This window comes from Pseudomonas sp. R2-7-07, from assembly GCF_003852355.1.
Classification (GTDB): domain Bacteria; phylum Pseudomonadota; class Gammaproteobacteria; order Pseudomonadales; family Pseudomonadaceae; genus Aquipseudomonas.
On sequence record NZ_CP027759.1, the window covers coordinates 439,701 to 458,271 of the forward strand.

Below are 18,571 nucleotides of genomic sequence, written 5' to 3' on the forward strand. Positions count from 1 at the left end.
TTGATGGTTGATCACCTGATTGCATTTGCCACTGCCCACTATCTGCTCGTGGGTGCCTTCGTCATCCTGCTGGCGCTGCTGATCGCTCACGAATTGAGCCGTGGTGGCCGCAGCCTGAGCACGTCGGAGCTGACCGCGCTGGTCAACAAGGATGAAGCGGTTGTCGTGGATATCCGCCCGGCCAAGGATTTCGCCGCCGGCCATATCGTCGGCGCCCTGAACATTCCCCAGGACAAGCTGATGGCGCGCCTGGGCGAGCTGGAAAAGCACAAGGCCAAGACCATCATCCTGGTCGACGCCCAGGGCCAGCATTCCGGCACTCACGCGCGTGAAATGCTCAAGGCCGGCTTCACCGCCGCCAAACTGTCCGGCGGTATCGGCAGCTGGAAGGCCGATAACCTGCCGCTGGTGAAGTGATATGAGCCAGGTTGTCGTGTATTCCAGCGATTATTGCCCTTATTGCGTGCGAGCCAAGGCTTTGCTGGGTAAGAAGGGCGTTGCCTTCGAAGAGATCAAGGTCGATGGCAAGCCCCAGGTGCGCGCCGAAATGGCCCAGAAGGCAGGGCGCACGTCGGTCCCGCAGATCTGGATCGGCACCCGGCACATCGGTGGCTGCGACGACCTGTTTGCCCTTGAGCGCGCCGGTAAACTTGATGCGCTGCTGTCCGCCTAACCCCTAAAAGCCCCAAGATAGAGAAGGATCTGCGATGACTGATCAACAGAACACCGAAGCAGCAGAAGCCCAAGGCCCACAGTTTTCGCTGCAGCGCATCTATGTGCGTGACCTGTCGTTCGAAGCACCGAAAAGCCCGGCCATCTTCCGCCAGGAGTGGACCCCGAGCGTCGCGCTGGACCTGAACACCCGTCAAAAAGCCCTGGAAGGCGACTTCCACGAAGTCGTGCTGACCCTGTCGGTCACCGTCAAGAACGGCGAAGAAGTGGCCTTCATCGCTGAAGTGCAGCAGGCCGGTATCTTCCTGATCCAGGGCCTGGACGAAGCGTCCATGAGCCACACCCTGGGCGCGTTCTGCCCGAATATCCTGTTCCCGTACGCCCGTGAGACCCTGGACAGCCTGGTCACCCGTGGCTCGTTCCCGGCGCTGATGCTGGCACCGGTGAACTTCGATGCCCTGTACGCTCAAGAGCTGCAGCGCATGCAACAGGAAGGTTCGTCGACGGTTCAATAAGTCGATGCGGTAAAAAGTGTGGGAGGGGGCTTGCCCCCGATGGCGGTGGGTCAGCTACAGATATGCTGGCTGAAATACCGCTATCGGGGGCAAGCCCCCTCCCACATTTGCTATGCGGTGTTACTTGAAGCCGAGTTGCCGCCAGCCTTCATAGACCGCCACGGCGACGGTGTTCGACAGGTTCAGGCTGCGGCAGCCTTCACGCATCGGCAAGCGCAGGCGATGGCCGTCGGGCAGGGCGTCGAGCACTTCGGCCGGCAGGCCCCGGCTCTCGGGGCCGAACAGAAACGCGTCACCCTCGGCGAAGCTGGCATCATGAAACGGCCGCGAGCCCTTGGTGGTGAACGCGAACAAGCGCGGGTGGCCCAGGCTTTCCAGGCAGCTTGCCAGGTCGGCGTGGCGCTTGAGGGTAGCGTACTCGTGGTAATCCAGCCCGGCGCGGCGCAGGCGTTTGTCGTCCATGTCGAAGCCCAGCGGCTCGATCAAATGCAGGTGGCAGCCACTGTTGGCGCACAGCCTGATAACGTTGCCGGTATTCGGCGGAATTTCTGGTTGAAAAAGGATGACGTGAAACATGCACGGCTCCGAAGGTAAAGATGCGCTGCATTCTACCCCCGAAGACGACCCGAGGCCGAAGCTATTGCCGCGGGTGCTCGGCTCACTGGCGATTGTCGGCTTGATGATTGGCTTGATGATCGGTCGCTTGACCACTGCCGACCCGGTCGAGCTGCAACAGGTGGAACCTGTGGCGGACGGTTTGGTGGTGTGGTTCAACAGCGAACCCAAGCTGCATGGCGAGCATATCGACGGCACCGTGGCGCTGCTGTTCGACGCACAGGGCAATGCCGCCAGTGGGCAACTCAAGGTCAATGACAAGGATGTGAACTGGCGCGTACGCAAGACCGACGGCGGCTTGCTGCTGAACCTGGTGGCGGCTCGACCATTACGCGGGGAGTGGAAGGGCGAAGAGGTCGATGACCGCTGGCGGCTGGAGATCCATCTCCACGAACAATAAAAGAGGGAGTTCCCGGCCTGCCTGTACCAGGGCTCCCAAAACGGGGTGAAGCCTAGGGCTTCGGTGTTAAAGAGGGGATTCTCGGCCTGCCTGTACCAAGGTCCCCGAAACTGGGTAGTACAAGGGGTATTGCAGGGGGCGTGCCAGAGTTTGCAATTGGCGCCATAAAACTTGCAAGAAAGCGCAAAGCCCCGGAATTCGGGGCTTTGGTGGCCTCAGCGTTGAAGAGTTTTTCAGCCGTAGCAATCTTTCGGGCGCCGGCTCCATGCCCGATGCCGGTTCATGGTGCATTGAATCGGTGCATGACTATGAGCCTTATGAAGATCCAAATGTGGGAGGGGGCTTGCCCCCGATTGCGGTGTATCAGTCAGGTAGATGTTGACTGACACTCTGCAATCGGGAGCAAGCCCCCTCCCACATTGGATCTTCGGTGGATCAGAGAGCGGTGATCAGCCCTCGTCACCTTCGTCGTCGTCCCCGCCGTCGACCTTCATCCCCAGTTCCTTGATCTTGCGCGTCAGGGTATTACGCCCCCAGCCCAGCAGCACAGCGGCATCGCGACGGCGGCCAGCGGTGTGCTTGAGCGCGGTCTCGATCATGATCCGCTCGAACGCCGGCACGGCGCTGTCCAGCAGGTTCGACTGGCCGCGTGCCAGGGCCTGGTCGGCCCATTGGCGCAGTGCCTGTTCCCAGTTGGTGACCGGTGCCGAATCCTGCGGCAGGCTCAGCAGTTCCGGCGGCAGGTCGCTGATGTGCACTTCGCGCCCGGAGGCCATCACCGTGATCCAGCGGCAAGTGTTCTCCAGCTGGCGTACGTTGCCGGGCCATGGCAGGTTCTTCAGGTATTCCTCGGTCTCGCTCTTGAGCAGCTTCGGCTCGACGGCCAGCTCCTGGGCGGCGCGGCTGAGGAAGTGACGGGCGAGGGTAGGGATGTCTTCGCGGCGGTCCGACATGCGCGGGATGTGGATACGGATCACGTTGAGGCGATGGAACAAGTCCTCGCGGAATTTGCCGGCGTGGACCAGGGTTTCCAGGTTCTGGTGGGTCGCCGCGATGATGCGTACATCCACCTTGACCGGCGTATGCCCGCCGACGCGATAGAACTCACCATCGGCCAGCACCCGCAGCAGGCGGGTCTGGGTATCGGCGGGCATGTCGCCGATTTCATCGAGGAACAGGGTGCCGCCGTCCGCTTGCTCAAAGCGCCCGCGCCGCAGGTTGGCCGCACCGGTGAACGCACCTTTTTCATGGCCGAACAGCTCGGACTCCATCAAATCCTTCGGGATAGCCGCCATGTTCAACGCGATAAACGGCGACGCCGCCCGAGGGCTGTGGCGGTGCAGCGCGTGGGCGACCAGCTCTTTACCGGTACCCGACTCGCCGTTGATCAGCACGGTGATGTTGGAATGGCTCAAGCGCCCGATGGCGCGAAACACTTCCTGCATCGCCGGCGCTTCACCGATGATTTCCGGCGTGCGCGTCAGGGCCGGCGGGGCTTCCTGGTTCTGCTGTTCCTGGGCGTGCTGGTTGGCGCGCTTGACCAGCGCCACCGCCTCATCCACATCGAACGGCTTGGGCAGGTATTCGAAGGCGCCGCCCTGATACGACGCGACAGCGCTGTCCAGGTCCGAGTGCGCCGTCATGATGATCACCGGCAGGCGCGGGTGCTGTTCGCGAATCCGCGCCAGCAGGTCCAGGCCGCTGGCGCCGGGCATGCGAATATCGGAGATGATCACATCCGGCTGCTGGCGAGCCAGGCGGCTCATCACACCGTCGGCGCTGTCGAAGCTCTGGGTGGTCATGCCTTCCTGTTGCAAGGCTTTCTCCAGGACCCAGCGGATAGAACGGTCGTCATCGACGATCCAGACAGTTTCACTACGGCTCATGTCGTGGGGGCTCCTTGTTCCAATGGCAGGAAGATCGAGAACGTGGTGTGGCCGGGATGGCTCTCACATTCGATCAGGCCCTGATGCTGGCTGATGATGTTCTGGGTAATGGCCAGGCCCAGCCCGGTACCGTCCGGGCGGCCACTGACCATGGGGAAGAAGATGGTTTCCTGCAATTCCGCAGGAATGCCCGGGCCGTTGTCGATGATTTCGACCTTGGTCACCAGGCGATGGCGCACATGGCCGATGGTGAACTGGCGCAGGGCGCGGGTGCGCAGGCTGATGCGGCCCAGGCGCAACTCGTTCTGGCTGCTGATGGCCTGCATGGCGTTGCGCACGATGTTGAGCACTGCCTGGATCATCTGCTCGCGGTCGATCAAGACATCGGGGATGCTGGGGTCATAATCGCGCACCAGGGTGATGCAGCCCTGGCTTTCGGCCTCGACCAGTTGGCAGACGCGCTCCAGCACTTCGTGCACGTTGGTCATCGCCAGCGACGGCAGCTTGTTGGAGCCGAGCATGCGGTCCACCAGGTTACGCAGGCGGTCGGCCTCTTCGATGATGACGTTGGTGTAGTCCTTGAGATGCTCCTCCGGCAGCTCGCGGGCCAGCAACTGCGCCGCGCCACGAATGCCGCCCAGCGGGTTCTTGATCTCGTGGGCCAGGCCGCGCACCAGCATCTTGCTGGTTTCCTGCTTGGACAGCTGCGCTTCCTCCTTGGTGATGCGCAGCAGGCGGTCGCGGGGGTGCACTTCGAGCAGCAGCAGGGTCGCGCCATTGCTCAGGATCGGCGTCACTGCGTAGTCGACGGTCAAGGTCTGGCCGGTGAGTGCGGTGAGCATCGCTTCACGCTTGGTGAACGGGTGTGCCTGCTCCACGGCCTGGCGCAACGAGCTCAAGGCCTCGGCCGACTCGGTGAACAATTCGCTGATGAACTGCCCATGGCTGCGCTGGCCGCTGATGGCCAGGAGCATCTCCGCCGCCGGGTTCATGTACTCAAGACGCAGGTCGGCGTTGAGCAGGATGGTCGCGGTGGTCAGGTTGTCGAGTAGCAAACGGTGCAGTGCATCACTGATGGTCATCAGGACCTCTTTTGGAGCAAGGCGCAGGCTTGAGGCACACGCTGATACAAGGAAAATGCAAAAACCAAACCAAGGCTCCGAAAAGAAGCGTTAAAGCCCTGAAATAAGGGGTTCAGGCGCGAAACTGTGGCGTTCCGCCAGCTTGTTCGGGAAGAATCGAACCAAAATGGGCTGGGTCGCTGGGATGGGTGCAACCTATCGCACCAATATAGTGCGGTTTGTAAAGGTTGTTCAGGGAGCTGCCAGAGACGGTCCTGAATACATGCAATCAAAATGTGGGAGGGGGCTTGCCCCCGATGACGGAGTGTCAGTCGACATCTACATGCCTGATACACCGCTATCGGGAGCAAGCCCCCTCCCACAGTTTTGATTGGGTTTGCACGAGTTAACCTTTGTAGACGCACAGCTCCGCCGTGGCGCGGATCATCGCCAGTTGGCGCAGCGGATCATTCAGCGGCTCATGCACCGCCTCGGCAAGCCACTGGGGGCATTGAGGATCTGTGCGCATGGGCGTGAAGTCGGCCAGTTGCTGCAGCAGGCTTTTTTGCAGCTCATCCAATCGCGGGCGAATCTGCTTGACCAGGTCCGGACGCGGATCGTCGGGGGCCTTGCCCTGGAATTGCCAGTCGGACAAATGGGTGTACTGCACCAGTTTGTTTGCCTCGATCTGCGCCGCGAAGAATTGCTCGGCAGAGGCGGGGTCCAGTTTGTAGCTCGGTGCTTGGGCGACGACGCTGGCGATCACTTCCTGCTCGCGCTTTTTATCTTCTACGGGCTTATGGCTGTCCCATTTGCTCAAGGCTACCTGGTCGGCTATCTCCAGGCGCTCGGCGATGCTGTTGAGCAGCGGCTCGAGCGTGGGCGGGGCGGCGCAAGCACCGGCACTGACGAACATCAAGGCAAATACGAATCGAGATTTCAAAGGCGATCCCCTGTAGGAGCGAGCTTGCTCGCGAAGGTCGTTAACGATAGCGCGTAAATGTTGAAGAAATGAGGTGTCTTTGCGTTTTTCGCGAGCAAGCTCGCTCCTACAAAAAATTGCGCAAAAAAAGACCTCCCGAAGGAGGCCTTTTTTCAATCACGCTACATCAAGCAGCGCTACCGGATCAGCAGCTGTAGTACAGCTCGTATTCCAGTGGGTGTACGAAGGTACGAACCTTGATTTCTTCTTCGCTTTTCAGCTCGATGTAGGCATCGATGAAGTCGTCGCTGAACACGCCGCCTTTGGTCAGGAACGCACGGCCCTTGTCCAGCTCTTCCAGGGCTTCTTTCAGGCTGCCGCACACTTGTGGAATCTCTTTGGCCTCTTCAGGCGGCAGGTCGTACAAGTTTTTGTCGGCGGCGTCGCCAGGGTGGATCTTGTTCTGGATGCCGTCCAGGCCAGCCATGACCAGGGCTGCGAAAGCCAGGTATGGGTTGGCCGCCGGGTCCGGGAAGCGGGCTTCGATACGACGAGCGCGCGGGCTGGACACGTAAGGGATACGGATAGAGGCGGAACGGTTACGGGCCGAGTAGGCCAGCATCACCGGCGCTTCGAAGCCTGGAACCAGACGCTTGTAGGAGTTGGTCGACGGGTTGGTGAAGCCGTTCAGGGCCTTACCGTGCTTGATGATACCGCCGATGAAGTACAGGGCGGTGTCGGACAGGCCGGCATAACCTTCGCCGGCGAAGGTGTTCTTGCCTTCTTTGGCGATGGACAAGTGAACGTGCATACCCGAACCGTTATCGCCGTACAGCGGTTTAGGCATGAAGGTAGCGGTACGGCCGTAGGCATCAGCCACGTTGTGTACGCAGTACTTCAGGGTCTGGACTTCGTCAGCCTTGGCGACCAGGGTGTTGAACTTCACACCGATTTCGTTCTGGCCGGCAGTCGCCACTTCGTGGTGGTGAACTTCGATGACCAGGCCCATTTCTTCCATGGCGTTGCACATGGAGGTACGGATTTCGTGGTCGTGGTCGAACGGCGGAACAGGGAAGTAGCCACCTTTGATGCCTGGACGGTGGCCTTTGTTGCCGCCTTCCACGTCCTGGTCGGACATCCACGAGCCTTGTTCGGAGTAGATCTTGAACATGGAGCCGGAGATGTCGGACTTGAACTTGACCGAATCGAAGATGAAGAATTCTGGCTCCGGGCCTACGAATACGGTGTCGCCGATACCGGTCGACTTCAGGTATTCCTCGGCACGCTTGGCGATCGCACGTGGGTCGCGGTCGTAGCCTTGCATGGTCGAAGGCTCGATCACGTCGCAGACGATGATCAGGGTTGGGTCTTCGGTGAACGGGTCGAGGACGGCAGTGCTGTCGTCCGGCATCAGGATCATGTCGGAGGCTTCGATGCCTTTCCAGCCGGCGATGGAGGAACCGTCGAACATCTTGCCTTCTTCGAAGAAAGCATCATCCAGCGCGTCGCGAGCCGGCATGGTCACGTGGTGCTGAGTACCTTTGGTGTCCGTGAAGCGCAGATCAATCCATTTAACGTCATGATCTTTGATGAGTTGAACCGACTTCGACATGGTGTCCTCCGGGTGGCTTCGGGCTAGGGTAGTGGAGTTAGCCCTTAGAATTTGGGTGATGCCGGCGCGGATACTCCGCCAAGGCAACCTGCCTCACAAGAGAGCAAATTGCATGCCAGTGCGCCAACATGGTCTTTTTGCGTCAAAATGGCCCCTATAACGGTGCAATCGGCCAAAGCGCGGCAAATAGCGCACTGCAATGTAGCGTTAATGGGCGTAAATGACCCGTTTTGGTGCGCAGCGAATGCGCTGCATATTAACTGGTTAAACCTTGAGCGATTTCCGCTATAATCCGCGCCCCCCTTTTTCAGCAGGCCCGGCGCGCGCTGTTTCCATGAAATTAATCGTTAAAGTCTTCCCCGAAATCACCATCAAGAGCCGACCGGTACGGACGCGTTTCATCCGTCAATTGGCCAAGAACATCCGTGCCGTGCTCCGTGACCTGGACCCGGCTGTGGTGGTGAATGGCGTGTGGGACAACCTCGAGCTGGAAACCCGCCTGACCGACGCCAAAGCCTTGAAGGACATGACCGAGCGCCTGAGCTGCATGCCGGGCATCGCGCATTTCCTGCAGGTGGATGAATACCCGCTGGGCGACTTCGACGACATCACCGAGAAGTGCAAACAGCACTTCGGTGACGCGCTGGCCGGCAAGATTTTTTCGGTGCGCTGCAAGCGTGCCGGCAAGCATCCGTTCAGCTCCATGGACGTAGAGAAATACGTCGGCAGCAAGCTGCGTCGCGAGTGCGGCGCCGCCGGAATTTCCCTGAAAGCACCGCAAATTGAAGTGCGCATGGAAATTCGCGACAAACGGTTGTTCGTGATCCACAGCCAGCACAACAGCATCGGCGGCTACCCGCTGGGCGCCCTGGAACAGACCCTGGTATTGATGTCCGGCGGTTTCGATTCGACGGTGGCGGCCTACCAGATCATGCGTCGCGGCCTGATGAGCCACTTCTGCTTCTTCAATCTGGGCGGGCGTGCACACGAATTGGGCGTGATGGAAGTCGCGCACTTTATCTGGAAGAAGTACGGCAGCTCCCAACGCGTGCTATTTGTGAGCGTACCGTTCGAGGAAGTGCTGGGCGAAATTCTCGGCAAAGTCGATAACGGTCATATGGGCGTCGTATTGAAGCGTATGATGTTGCGCGCGGCGTCGCGGATTGCCGATCGGTTGCAGATCGACGCGCTGGTGACCGGTGAAGCGATCTCTCAGGTATCCAGCCAGACGCTGCCAAACCTGTCGATCATCGACTGCGTCACCGAGAAACTGGTGTTGCGCCCGCTGATCGCCAGCCACAAGCAGGACATCATCGATCAGGCAGAGCAGATCGGCACCGCCGACTTTGCCAAGCATATGCCTGAGTATTGCGGGGTCATCTCGGTGAACCCCAAGACCCACGCCAAGCGCAACCGCGTGGAGTATGAAGAACAACAGTTCGACATGGCGATTCTGGAGCGAGCGCTCGAGAACGCCAAACTGGTCCCGATCGATCGCGTCATCGACGAGCTGGGCCAGGATGTGCAGATCGAAGAAGTCAGCGAAGCCCTGGCCGGCCAGATCATCGTCGACATCCGTCACCCGGATGCCGCCGAGGATGAGCCGCTGGAAATTCCTGGCATCGACGTACAAACGCTGCCGTTTTATGCATTGAACGCGCGTTTCAAGGAACTGGATGACAGCCGTCAGTACCTGCTGTATTGCGACAAAGGCGTGATGAGTCGCCTGCATGCCCACCATTTGCTCAGTGAGGGGCATGCCAATGTGCGCGTTTATCGACCGAGCTAAGAGCCCGGGGCTGTTTGCCTGTGGCCTGCGTCACCGGCCCCCCGACTCTGCCGTCAAGCTGTAACGGCAAGGCCTGACTCTACTGTAAATCGCTGCCACGACCTGTCAGCACACCGAATCCTCTGATCGAGATACACAAGTGATCGAAAATCTACGTAACATCGCCATCATTGCTCACGTTGACCATGGTAAAACCACCCTGGTAGACAAACTCTTGCGTCAATCCGGCACCCTGGAGCGCAACGAGCTCAACGACGAGCGCGTGATGGACTCCAACGACCAGGAAAAAGAGCGCGGTATTACCATCCTGGCAAAAAACACCGCAATCAACTGGAACGGCTACCACATCAACATCGTGGACACCCCGGGCCACGCCGACTTCGGCGGCGAAGTAGAACGCGTAATGTCGATGGTTGACTCCGTTCTGCTGCTGGTTGACGCTCAAGACGGCCCTATGCCGCAAACCCGTTTCGTGACCAAGAAGGCTTTCGAAGCCGGCCTGCGTCCGATCGTGTGCATCAACAAGGTTGACCGTCCAGGCGCGCGTCCGGACTGGGTTCTGGACCAGATCTTCGACCTGTTCGACAACCTGGGTGCCACCGAAGAGCAGCTTGATTTCCAAGTGATCTACGCCTCGGCCCTGAACGGTATTGCCGGTCTGGAACACACCGCCATGGCGGAAGACATGACCCCGCTGTACCAGGCCATCGTTGACCACGTTCCACCACCGAAGGTTGACCGTGAAGGCCCGTTCCAGATGCAAATCTCGGCACTGGACTACAACAGCTTCCTGGGTGTTATTGGCGTTGGCCGTATCGCCCGTGGCAGCGTCAAGCCAAACACCCCGGTTGTAGCGATCGGCGCCGACGGCAAGAAGCGTAACGGCCGTATCCTGAAGTTGATGGGCCATCACGGCCTGCACCGTATCGACGTCGAAGAAGCCTTCGCCGGCGACATCGTGTGCGTCAGCGGCATGGACTCGCTGTTCATCTCCGACACCCTGTGCCAGCCGGACACCGTCGAGGCGATGAAGCCTCTGACCGTTGACGAGCCGACCGTTTCCATGACCTTCCAGGTCAACGACTCGCCGTTCTGCGGTAAAGAAGGCAAGTTCGTGACCTCCCGTAACATCAAGGAGCGTCTGGACAAAGAGCTGCTGTACAACGTTGCCCTGCGCGTTGAAGAAGGCGACTCGGCCGACAAGTTCAAGGTCTCCGGCCGTGGTGAGCTGCACCTCTCGGTACTGATCGAAACCATGCGTCGCGAAGGCTTCGAAATGGGTGTTGGTCGTCCGGAAGTGATCATCCGTACCGTTGACGGCGTGAAGCAGGAACCGTTCGAAAACGTCACCATCGACACCCCGGAAGAATCCCAGGGCAAGGTGATGGAAGAGATGGGCCTGCGTAAGGGCGACCTGACCAACATGGTGCCGGATGGCAAAGGCCGTGTACGTCTGGAATACAACATCCCTGCTCGCGGTCTGATTGGTTTCCGTAACCAGTTCCTGACCCTGACCAACGGTGCTGGCATCCTGACCTCGATCTTCGATCGCTACGACACCATGAAGTCCGGCGACATGTCCGGCCGTCAGAACGGTGTGCTGGTATCGGTAGAAACCGGCAAGGCGCTGACCTACTCCCTGGAAACCCTCCAGGCGCGTGGCAAGCTGTTCGTTGAACACGGTCAAGAGATCTACAACGGCCAGATCGTTGGTCTGAACAGCCGTGACAACGACATGGGCGTCAACCCAACCAAAGGCAAGAAGCTCGACAACATGCGTGCTTCGGGTAAAGACGAAACCATCGCTCTGGTTCCACCGGTGAAGTTCACCCTGGAACAGGCCCTGGAATTCATCCAGGACGACGAGCTGTGCGAAGTCACGCCTAAGTCGATCCGCCTGCGTAAGAAGATCCTGGACGAAGGCGAGCGCACCCGCGCTGCCAAGAAAGCCAAGAACTGAGTTAACTCAGGCTGAATAAAAACGCCCCCGGTCGAAAGGCCGGGGGCGTTTTTTTATGTCTGATCGTTCCCACGCTCTGCGTGGGAATGCCTCTTGGGATGCTCTGCGTCCAGCCCTCAAGAGCGGACGCGGAGCGTCCAGGGCTGCGTTCCCACGCGGAGCGCGGGAACGATCATCAAAACTTGTCGAGTGTCTTGAAATTAGTCTCGCGCACCACTTCTTTCGGCTTGTACGCACAATACCCCGGCCGCGGCCCGATTTTCGGGTGGTTGCGGCAGGTATCCGGGCGCTTGTCATAAATAGTGCAAAAGCGCGTCTTACGATCCAGGTACAGGCAGTCGTTGTTGCTCATGCGCTGCAAGGTAAAAATTTCGGATTTGGAATTGAAGCGCTCGACGATGCCTTCCTTCTGCAAACGCTTGGCGATGTTCTTCGGCGGGTCGCCGCGCTCGAACTCATCGACGATGCCGATGCGGATCAGGTCCTTGATCTTCACTTCGACCGGCAGCGTGCAGCAGCTGGACACGCAGCCACCGCACATGTGGGCGGAATATTTCTGCCAGGTCTCGAGACGGTCGAGTTCCGCGGCGGCGATCAGTTGAGGCTTCATCAGGGTTCCAAAAGGTGGGGCTGTATCCGGGCGCGCGATCATACCGGGATTGGTGGTTTTTTGAACAACCTTTTCAGAGTTTCTGCGCGAACGGCGATCAGGCACGACCTCTGCATCAAATTCATGCAACGCGCAATGAGTTAAAAAACTGACGAACCAGAGCGTCCACCGTCTGTCAGACCGTCTAGGCTCTAGCAACTCCTTCTATCTCGCCCGAGGTCGCAATTGATGTCTCAGGAACCACTTGCACGAGAAGCAGAGGTAGCCGCATTTCGCGATGCTGTCTTGACCAAACTCACCTACGCGGTGGGCAAGGACCCGGATCACGCCTTCGACCACGACTGGTTCGAAGCCATTGCCCTGGCCGCCCGCGACCAGATGGTCGACCACTGGATGGACCATACGCGGCGCATCTACCGCAAAGGCCAGAAACGGGTTTATTACCTCTCGCTGGAATTTCTCATCGGTCGCTTGCTCTACGACAGCCTGAGCAACCTCGGCGTGCTGGAAATCGCGCGCGAAGCCCTGTCCGAGCTGGGCGTAGACCTTGAGCGCATTCGCCTACTCGAACCCGACGCGGCGCTTGGCAATGGTGGCTTGGGCCGTCTGGCGGCATGCTTCATGGAAAGCATGTCGACCCTGGGCATTGCCGGCCATGGTTATGGCATTCGTTACGAACATGGCTTGTTCCGCCAGGCGATTGTCGATGGCTGGCAGCAGGAGCAGACCGAGCGCTGGCTGGATTTCGGCAACCCGTGGGAGTTTGAGCGGGCCGAGGTGATTTACCCGATCGGCTTTGGCGGCAGCGTCGAAACCCTGCCGGACGCCTCCGGCAAGCTGATCCAGGTGTGGACGCCCAGCGAAACAGTACGTGCCGTTGCCTACGACACCCCGGTGGTCGGCTGGCGTGGCGCCAGCGTCAATACCTTGCGCCTGTGGCGCGCACGGGCGGTCGAAGATTTGCACCTGGAACGCTTCAACGCCGGTGACCACCTGGGCGCCGTCGCCGAGGTGGCCCGCGCCGAAAGCATTTCCCGGGTGCTGTACCCGGCCGACAGCACCGAAGCGGGACAGGAACTGCGCCTGCGCCAGGAATACTTCTTCGTTTCCGCTTCGTTGCAAGACTTGCTGCGCCGCCACAAGAACATGCACGGCTCGGTGCTGAGCCTGGGCGAACACGCGGCGATCCAGCTCAACGATACCCACCCGTCCATCGCGGTGGCCGAGTTGATGCGTCAACTGGTTGACCTGCATGACATCCCGTGGGAAGCCGCGTGGGACGTTACCGTTGAAACGCTTTCCTACACCAACCACACCTTGCTGCCTGAGGCATTGGAAACCTGGCCGGTCGGTTTGATGGAGCGCATGCTGCCCCGGCATATGCAGATCATCTACCTGATCAACGCCCAGCATATCGACTCGCTGCGCGCCAAGGGCGTTCACGACTTCGACGTACTGCGCGCCGTGTCGTTGATTGAAGAAGACAACGGCCGCCGTGTACGCATGGGCAACCTGGCGTTCCTCGGTTCCCACAGTGTCAATGGCGTGTCCGGCCTGCACACCCAGCTGATGCGCAGCACGGTGTTTTCCGAACTGCATAAGCTCTACCCTGAGCGCATCAACAACAAAACCAACGGCATCACCTTCCGCCGCTGGCTGTACCAGGCCAACCCCCAGCTCACCGATATGCTGGTGAAAGCGCTGGGTGCTGACATTCTCGACAACATGGAAACACGCCTGGGCGAACTGGAAACCTTCGCTGAGAAACAGACCTTCCGCAAAGCCTTCGCCGACCAGCGCCTGCACAGCAAGCGGGCGCTGGCCGAGATCATCCATGAGCGCCTGGGCATTTCGGTGAACCCGGCGGCGATGTTCGACGTGCAGGTCAAGCGGATCCACGAGTACAAGCGCCAGTTGCTCAACCTGCTGCACACCGTGGCGCTGTATCAGGCGATCCGGGCCGAGCCGGAGGTCGACTGGGTGCCGCGGGTGAAAATCTTCGCCGGCAAGGCCGCGGCGAGTTATCACCAGGCCAAGCTGATCATCAAGCTGACCAACGATATCGCGCGCACCGTCAACAACGACCCGACCGTACGCGGCTTGCTCAAAGTGGTGTTCCTGCCCAACTACAACGTCAGCCTGGCGGAGAGCATCATCCCGGCGGCGGATTTGTCCGAGCAGATCTCCACCGCCGGTTTCGAGGCGTCGGGCACCAGTAACATGAAGTTCGGCCTCAACGGCGCGCTGACCATCGGCACCATGGACGGCGCCAACGTGGAAATGCACGAGCGGGTGGGCGCCGAGCACATGTTCATCTTCGGCCTCAGTGCCCAGCAGGTCGAAGCCCGCAAGCACGCCGGTGAATTCAACGCCGGGCCGGAAATCGCCGCCTCCCATCGCTTGAGCGATGTGCTGCAGGCGATCCGTGGCGGGGTGTTCTCGCCGGATGATCCGGGCCGGTATGTGGGTTTGATCGACGGGCTGATCGACTATGACCGCTTCCTGGTGTGTGCCGACTTCGACTCCTACTGGGACGCCCAGACGCGGGTCGAGGCGCACTGGCATGACTCCAAGGCCTGGTGGCGCTCGGCGGTGCTGAATACGGCGCGGATGGGTTGGTTCAGCTCGGACCGGACGATCCGCGAATACGCCACCGAAATCTGGAAAGCCCTCGACTAAACGCCACAGTAAAAAAATGTGGGAGGGGGCTTGCTCCCGATAGCGGTCTATCAGTTAACAGCGATGTCGACTGGCACACCGCTATCGGGAGCAAGCCCCCTCCCACATGGGGTCCGCGTCGATATACCAGGCGCCATGGTGCGCAAACCGCAGGGCCTGCCGTGAACTCTATTGGCGTTAAATCCTCTGATTAGAGGAAATCAGCCCCGACTCGCGTTAAACTGCGCGGGTTTTTAAGCCCCCCATTCTCCGGAGCCGTCCATGTCCCGCGTTACCTTGAGTCGCTATTTGATCGAGCAGACCCGCAGCAACAACACGCCTGCCGATCTGCGCTTCCTTATCGAAGTGGTGGCGCGTGCTTGCAAGGAGATCAGCCACGCCGTGTCCAAAGGCGCACTGGGTGGTGTCCTGGGCAGCATGGGCACTGAAAACGTGCAGGGCGAAGTGCAGAAAAAGCTCGACGTTATCTCCAACGAAATCCTGCTCGAAGCCAACGAATGGGGCGGTCACCTGGCCGGCATGGCCTCCGAGGAAATGGACAATGCCTACCAGATTCCGGGCAAATACCCCAAAGGCGCGTACCTGTTGGTATTTGACCCACTGGACGGTTCGTCCAACATCGACATCAACGCGCCGGTCGGTACTATCTTCTCGGTACTGCGTTGCCCGAACGAATACCTGAGCCAGAACGAAGCCCTGAACGAAAAGGCCTTCCTGCAGCCGGGCACCGAGCAGGTCGCCGCCGGTTACGCGATCTACGGCCCACAGACCATGCTGGTGCTGACCCTGGGCGATGGCGTCAAAGGCTTCACCCTGGACCGCGAAATGGGCAGCTTCGTACTCACCCACGAAGACATCTCCATTCCGGCTTCCACCCAGGAATTTGCGATCAACATGTCCAACCAGCGTCACTGGGAAGAACCGGTGAAGCGCTACGTCAACGAGTTGATGGAAGGCGAAGAAGGCCCGCTGAAGAAAAACTTCAACATGCGCTGGGTCGCGGCCATGGTTGCCGATGTGCACCGCATCCTGACCCGTGGTGGCTTGTTCATGTACCCACGTGACGACCGCGAGCCGTCCAAGCCGGGCAAGCTGCGCCTGATGTACGAAGCCAACCCGATGTCGTTCCTGGTGGAGCAGGCGGGCGGTGCATCCACTGACGGCCACCAGCGCATTCTCGACATCCAGCCCGAAGGCCTGCACCAGCGTGTGGCGGTGTTCCTGGGTTCCAAGGAAGAAGTTGAGCGTGTGACGGCGTATCACAAGAAGTAAGCTGCTGCGATAGGTTATCCGCCGTGTTGTGAGGCGGATCACCGTTAAAGAAGCCCCGAAACGTTTCAGCGTTTTCGGGGCTTTTTTGTTTTCGCTCGTCGGGAACCAGACACCTCTTTTCCCTTCTAAGCTTCTGGCAGATACCCCAGCTGCTTTGTCTCTCCAGGAGCTTTTCCATGTCTTTACGCCGTCTCGCCCTGCTGGCTTTTTGCGTGCTGTTAGCCGCCTGCAGCAAGGTCAACCAAGAAAATTACCAGAAGCTGTCGGCCGGCATGGCCAAGGCCGAGGTTGAGTCGTTGCTGGGCAAGCCGACCGATTGTTCCGGCGCACTGGGCATGTCCAGCTGCACCTGGGGCGATAAAAACAGCTTTATCAGCGTGCAGTACGCCGGTGACAAAGTTCTGATGTTTTCCGGGCAAGGCCTGAAGTAAACCGGGGCGCGAGCCTGCGGGAGAAGAAGAATGATGCGTTTTGTTGTGTTCCTTTGCGCCAGCCTGTTTTTGGCGGGCTGCGCCAGCCATTCTGGCGATGATCTGCAACCCAAGACCGCGAGCAACGTCAACCTCAAGCGTTACCAGGGCACCTGGTATGAGTTGGCTCGCTTGCCGATGTACTTCCAGCGCAACTGCGCGCAATCCGAAGCCCGCTACACCTTGTTGCCGGATGGCGACATGTCGGTGTTCAATCGCTGCCTGACGCCTGAGTGGAAATGGCAGGAAGCCAAAGGCACGGCCACGCCGCAAGTGCCGGGCAAGACCGACAAGCTCTGGGTAGAATTCGATAACTGGTTTACGTCGTTGTTGCCGGGCGTTGCCAAGGGCGACTACTGGGTGCTGTATGTCAGCGATGACTACAAGACCGCCATCGTCGGTAGCCCGAGCCGGCGTTACATGTGGATTTTGTCGCGTACGCCAACGGTAAGTGCCGAAACACGTGAAGATCTCTTGAGCAGGGCACGACAGCAGGGGTATGACACCACGCGTTTGATCTGGCGCACGTCGGACAAGCAGATGGCGAAGACTTCGCAGTAACTGGATCACCATAAATCCAAATGTGGGAGGGGGCTTGCCCCCGATAGCAGTGTGTCAATCAGCGCATCTGATACTGATACATCGCCATCGGGAGCAAGCCCCCTCCCACATTTTTTAACCGAGTAAGTCTCTCAAGACCTGGGTAAACGCCCGGCTGCTTTCTTCCTCGCCGGCATGATGCCCATCCCGCACCACCCACTGGCCGTTGACCAGCACATCCCGCACTTGTCGATCACCGCCAGCGAACAGCCAGCGATTCAGAATGCCGTCCCCTGTCGCTGTCGCCAGGTAAGGGTCGTTGCCGTCCAGCACGATCCAGTCCGCGCGCTTGCCCACCTCCAATCGACCAATCGGCTGGCCCAATGCCTGGGCGCCGCCGTCCAATGCGGCATCGAACAGCGTGCGGCCGACCATCGGCTGGTCATTGCGATACAAGCGATTGCGCCGTTGATCGCGCAGGCGCTGGCCGTATTCCAACCAACGCAATTCTTCCACCACGCTCAGTGACACATGGCTGTCGGACCCGATGCCCATGCGCCCGCCCTGGGCCAGAAAATCCACCGCCGGAAAAATCCCGTCGCCCAGGTTGGCTTCGGTGGTCAGGCACAAACCGGCAATCGCCCGGCTCCTGGCCATGCGCGCGACTTCGTCGGCATCGGCGTGAGTGGCGTGCACCAGGCACCAGCGCTCGTCGACGTCCACGTTGTCGTACAGCCACTGCAAGGGGCGTTTGCCGCTCCAGGCCAGGCAGTCGTCGACTTCTTTTTGCTGTTCGGCAATGTGGATGTGCACCGGGCACACCTGATCACTGGCGGCCAGCACGTCCTTGATCTGCTCGGGCGTGACCGCACGCAGGGAGTGGAAACACAGGCCCAGTTGCTGCGCAGGTTGCGCGGCGAGCATCGGCTGCAAGCGCGACTGCAGATCCAGATAGTTGTCGGTGCTGTTGATAAACCGGCGCTGGCCGTCGTTGGGCGCCTGGCCACCGAACCCCGAATGCGTATAAAGCACCGGCACCAACGTCAAGCCGATGCCACTGCTGGCGGCGGCCTGGCTGATCTGACGCGACAGCTCAGTGCGGTCGGCATAGGGCTGGCCACTGACGTCGTGGTGCACATAATGAAACTCTGCCACCGAGGTGTAGCCGGCCTTGAGCATCTCGATGTACAGCTGGCGGGCGATGACCTGCAACTGCTCCGGGTTGATCTTGCCGACCATGCGGTACATCAGGTCACGCCAGGTCCAGAAGCTGTCATTGGGGTTACCCGCCACTTCCGCCAACCCCGCCATGGCGCGCTGGAAAGCGTGGGAATGCAGGTTGGGCATGCCGGCCAATACCGGACCTCTTAGCCGTTCGGCGCCCACCGCGCTGGCATTGGCCTCAACCTGTGTCAGCACTCCATCGGCACTGACTTCAAGACGTACATCATTGGCCCAGCCATCAGGCAGCAGCGCGCGTTCGGCAAAGAAAGCGGACATGATCAAGGCACCCCGGTCGTGTGTTTATTTGTATATACATATACAGACGTTTGCCTGCTCGGTAAACT

General features: G+C 59.8%; 17 protein-coding genes. 10 read left to right on the top strand and 7 right to left on the bottom strand.

The annotated features are described in order from the left end of the window. Nucleotides 1-3: 3 nt before the first annotated feature. From C4J86_RS01820 to secB, 3 genes are read left to right on the top strand one after another with little or no spacing between them, the layout of a single operon-like run. The gene (locus tag C4J86_RS01820) at nucleotides 4-417 is read left to right on the top strand and encodes a rhodanese-like domain-containing protein (RefSeq protein WP_124360862.1); all 414 of its coding nucleotides are present in this window, start codon (nucleotides 4-6) and stop codon (nucleotides 415-417) included. 1 nt (nucleotide 418) lies between these two features. Continuing rightward, on the top strand, nucleotides 419-673 hold the full coding sequence (grxC, locus tag C4J86_RS01825; RefSeq protein ID WP_124365491.1) for a glutaredoxin 3: 255 nt from the start codon (nucleotides 419-421) through the stop codon (nucleotides 671-673). 34 nt (nucleotides 674-707) lie between these two features. Continuing rightward, on the top strand, nucleotides 708-1,187 hold the full coding sequence (gene secB, locus C4J86_RS01830) for a protein-export chaperone SecB (RefSeq protein WP_012721755.1): 480 nt from the start codon (nucleotides 708-710) through the stop codon (nucleotides 1,185-1,187). A 120-nt stretch (nucleotides 1,188-1,307) separates the two neighbouring features. Here secB and C4J86_RS01835 read toward each other — a convergent pair whose 3' ends face one another. Then, a complete protein-coding gene (locus tag C4J86_RS01835) occupies nucleotides 1,308-1,763 on the bottom strand; it encodes a tRNA (cytidine(34)-2'-O)-methyltransferase (protein ID WP_003171120.1) in 456 nt (151 codons plus the stop codon). On the opposite strand from C4J86_RS01835, the gene C4J86_RS01840 reads away from it, so the two are divergent. Then, complete coding sequence (locus tag C4J86_RS01840) at nucleotides 1,762-2,202, top strand: hypothetical protein (protein WP_124369267.1); 441 nt, start codon at nucleotides 1,762-1,764, stop codon at nucleotides 2,200-2,202. The genes C4J86_RS01835 and C4J86_RS01840 overlap by 2 nt on opposite strands. Before the next feature lie 449 nt (nucleotides 2,203-2,651). Here the strand turns inward: C4J86_RS01840 and ntrC are convergent, their stop codons facing one another. The 4 genes from ntrC to glnA form a co-directional block, all read right to left on the bottom strand. Continuing rightward, the gene (gene ntrC, locus C4J86_RS01850) at nucleotides 2,652-4,088 is read right to left on the bottom strand and encodes a nitrogen regulation protein NR(I) (protein ID WP_003218003.1); all 1,437 of its coding nucleotides are present in this window, start codon (nucleotides 4,086-4,088) and stop codon (nucleotides 2,652-2,654) included. Next, the gene (gene glnL / locus C4J86_RS01855; RefSeq protein WP_005783937.1) at nucleotides 4,085-5,170 is read right to left on the bottom strand and encodes a nitrogen regulation protein NR(II); all 1,086 of its coding nucleotides are present in this window, start codon (nucleotides 5,168-5,170) and stop codon (nucleotides 4,085-4,087) included. The genes ntrC and glnL overlap by 4 nt, the downstream gene beginning before the upstream one ends. A gap of 385 nt (nucleotides 5,171-5,555) precedes the next feature. After that, nucleotides 5,556-6,092 carry a chorismate mutase gene (locus C4J86_RS01860; RefSeq protein ID WP_124369268.1) on the bottom strand — a complete coding sequence of 179 codons (537 nt, stop codon included), beginning with the start codon at nucleotides 6,090-6,092 and terminating at the stop codon, nucleotides 5,556-5,558. A 184-nt stretch (nucleotides 6,093-6,276) separates the two neighbouring features. Further along, the gene (gene glnA, locus C4J86_RS01865) at nucleotides 6,277-7,683 is read right to left on the bottom strand and encodes a glutamate--ammonia ligase (protein ID WP_124360867.1); all 1,407 of its coding nucleotides are present in this window, start codon (nucleotides 7,681-7,683) and stop codon (nucleotides 6,277-6,279) included. 334 nt (nucleotides 7,684-8,017) lie between these two features. Here glnA and thiI point away from each other — a divergent pair, with 334 nt between their 5' ends. Together thiI and typA are read left to right on the top strand one after the other, a co-directional pair. Then, nucleotides 8,018-9,472: a tRNA uracil 4-sulfurtransferase ThiI gene (gene thiI, locus C4J86_RS01875; RefSeq protein WP_124360869.1), complete on the top strand. Its 1,455-nt coding sequence runs from the start codon at nucleotides 8,018-8,020 to the stop codon at nucleotides 9,470-9,472. Between the two features lie 139 nt (nucleotides 9,473-9,611). Beyond that, the gene (typA, locus tag C4J86_RS01880) at nucleotides 9,612-11,432 is read left to right on the top strand and encodes a translational GTPase TypA (RefSeq protein WP_124365497.1); all 1,821 of its coding nucleotides are present in this window, start codon (nucleotides 9,612-9,614) and stop codon (nucleotides 11,430-11,432) included. A gap of 175 nt (nucleotides 11,433-11,607) precedes the next feature. Here the strand turns inward: typA and C4J86_RS01885 are convergent, their stop codons facing one another. Next, the gene (locus tag C4J86_RS01885; RefSeq protein ID WP_003237464.1) at nucleotides 11,608-12,042 is read right to left on the bottom strand and encodes a YkgJ family cysteine cluster protein; all 435 of its coding nucleotides are present in this window, start codon (nucleotides 12,040-12,042) and stop codon (nucleotides 11,608-11,610) included. 228 nt (nucleotides 12,043-12,270) lie between these two features. Here C4J86_RS01885 and C4J86_RS01890 point away from each other — a divergent pair, with 228 nt between their 5' ends. The 4 genes from C4J86_RS01890 to C4J86_RS01905 all read left to right on the top strand — a co-directional run bounded on the left by C4J86_RS01890 (nucleotide 12,271) and on the right by C4J86_RS01905 (nucleotide 17,024). Continuing rightward, nucleotides 12,271-14,721 carry a glycogen/starch/alpha-glucan phosphorylase gene (locus C4J86_RS01890; RefSeq protein WP_124369270.1) on the top strand — a complete coding sequence of 817 codons (2,451 nt, stop codon included), beginning with the start codon at nucleotides 12,271-12,273 and terminating at the stop codon, nucleotides 14,719-14,721. 261 nt (nucleotides 14,722-14,982) lie between these two features. Continuing rightward, nucleotides 14,983-15,993, top strand: coding sequence for a class 1 fructose-bisphosphatase (locus C4J86_RS01895; protein WP_124365499.1), 1,011 nt, complete (start codon nucleotides 14,983-14,985; stop codon nucleotides 15,991-15,993). 176 nt (nucleotides 15,994-16,169) lie between these two features. After that, nucleotides 16,170-16,424 carry a lipoprotein gene (locus C4J86_RS01900; RefSeq protein ID WP_033897714.1) on the top strand — a complete coding sequence of 85 codons (255 nt, stop codon included), beginning with the start codon at nucleotides 16,170-16,172 and terminating at the stop codon, nucleotides 16,422-16,424. Nucleotides 16,425-16,454: 30 nt separating this feature from the next. Continuing rightward, the gene (locus C4J86_RS01905) at nucleotides 16,455-17,024 is read left to right on the top strand and encodes a lipocalin family protein (protein ID WP_124369271.1); all 570 of its coding nucleotides are present in this window, start codon (nucleotides 16,455-16,457) and stop codon (nucleotides 17,022-17,024) included. A 114-nt stretch (nucleotides 17,025-17,138) separates the two neighbouring features. On the opposite strand, the gene C4J86_RS01910 is transcribed toward C4J86_RS01905, so the two are convergent. Continuing rightward, on the bottom strand, nucleotides 17,139-18,503 hold the full coding sequence (locus tag C4J86_RS01910; protein ID WP_124369272.1) for a formimidoylglutamate deiminase: 1,365 nt from the start codon (nucleotides 18,501-18,503) through the stop codon (nucleotides 17,139-17,141). Nucleotides 18,504-18,571: the final 68 nt, after the last annotated feature.

What these genes read in the sequence shown, in the direction of transcription:
- C4J86_RS01820 (WP_124360862.1), top strand. Translation starts at nt 4, where the DNA reads ATGGTTGATCACCTGATTGCATTTGCCACTGCCCACTATCTGCTCGTG.
- grxC (WP_124365491.1), top strand. Translation starts at nt 419, where the DNA reads ATGAGCCAGGTTGTCGTGTATTCCAGCGATTATTGCCCTTATTGCGTG.
- secB (WP_012721755.1), top strand. Translation starts at nt 708, where the DNA reads ATGACTGATCAACAGAACACCGAAGCAGCAGAAGCCCAAGGCCCACAG.
- C4J86_RS01840 (WP_124369267.1), top strand. Translation starts at nt 1,762, where the DNA reads ATGCACGGCTCCGAAGGTAAAGATGCGCTGCATTCTACCCCCGAAGAC.
- C4J86_RS01835 (WP_003171120.1), bottom strand. Translation starts at nt 1,763, where the DNA reads ATGTTTCACGTCATCCTTTTTCAACCAGAAATTCCGCCGAATACCGGC.
- ntrC (WP_003218003.1), bottom strand. Translation starts at nt 4,088, where the DNA reads ATGAGCCGTAGTGAAACTGTCTGGATCGTCGATGACGACCGTTCTATC.
- glnL (WP_005783937.1), bottom strand. Translation starts at nt 5,170, where the DNA reads ATGACCATCAGTGATGCACTGCACCGTTTGCTACTCGACAACCTGACC.
- glnA (WP_124360867.1), bottom strand. Translation starts at nt 7,683, where the DNA reads ATGTCGAAGTCGGTTCAACTCATCAAAGATCATGACGTTAAATGGATT.
- thiI (WP_124360869.1), top strand. Translation starts at nt 8,018, where the DNA reads ATGAAATTAATCGTTAAAGTCTTCCCCGAAATCACCATCAAGAGCCGA.
- C4J86_RS01885 (WP_003237464.1), bottom strand. Translation starts at nt 12,042, where the DNA reads ATGAAGCCTCAACTGATCGCCGCCGCGGAACTCGACCGTCTCGAGACC.
- C4J86_RS01890 (WP_124369270.1), top strand. Translation starts at nt 12,271, where the DNA reads ATGTCTCAGGAACCACTTGCACGAGAAGCAGAGGTAGCCGCATTTCGC.
- C4J86_RS01895 (WP_124365499.1), top strand. Translation starts at nt 14,983, where the DNA reads ATGTCCCGCGTTACCTTGAGTCGCTATTTGATCGAGCAGACCCGCAGC.
- C4J86_RS01900 (WP_033897714.1), top strand. Translation starts at nt 16,170, where the DNA reads ATGTCTTTACGCCGTCTCGCCCTGCTGGCTTTTTGCGTGCTGTTAGCC.
- C4J86_RS01905 (WP_124369271.1), top strand. Translation starts at nt 16,455, where the DNA reads ATGATGCGTTTTGTTGTGTTCCTTTGCGCCAGCCTGTTTTTGGCGGGC.
- C4J86_RS01910 (WP_124369272.1), bottom strand. Translation starts at nt 18,503, where the DNA reads ATGTCCGCTTTCTTTGCCGAACGCGCGCTGCTGCCTGATGGCTGGGCC.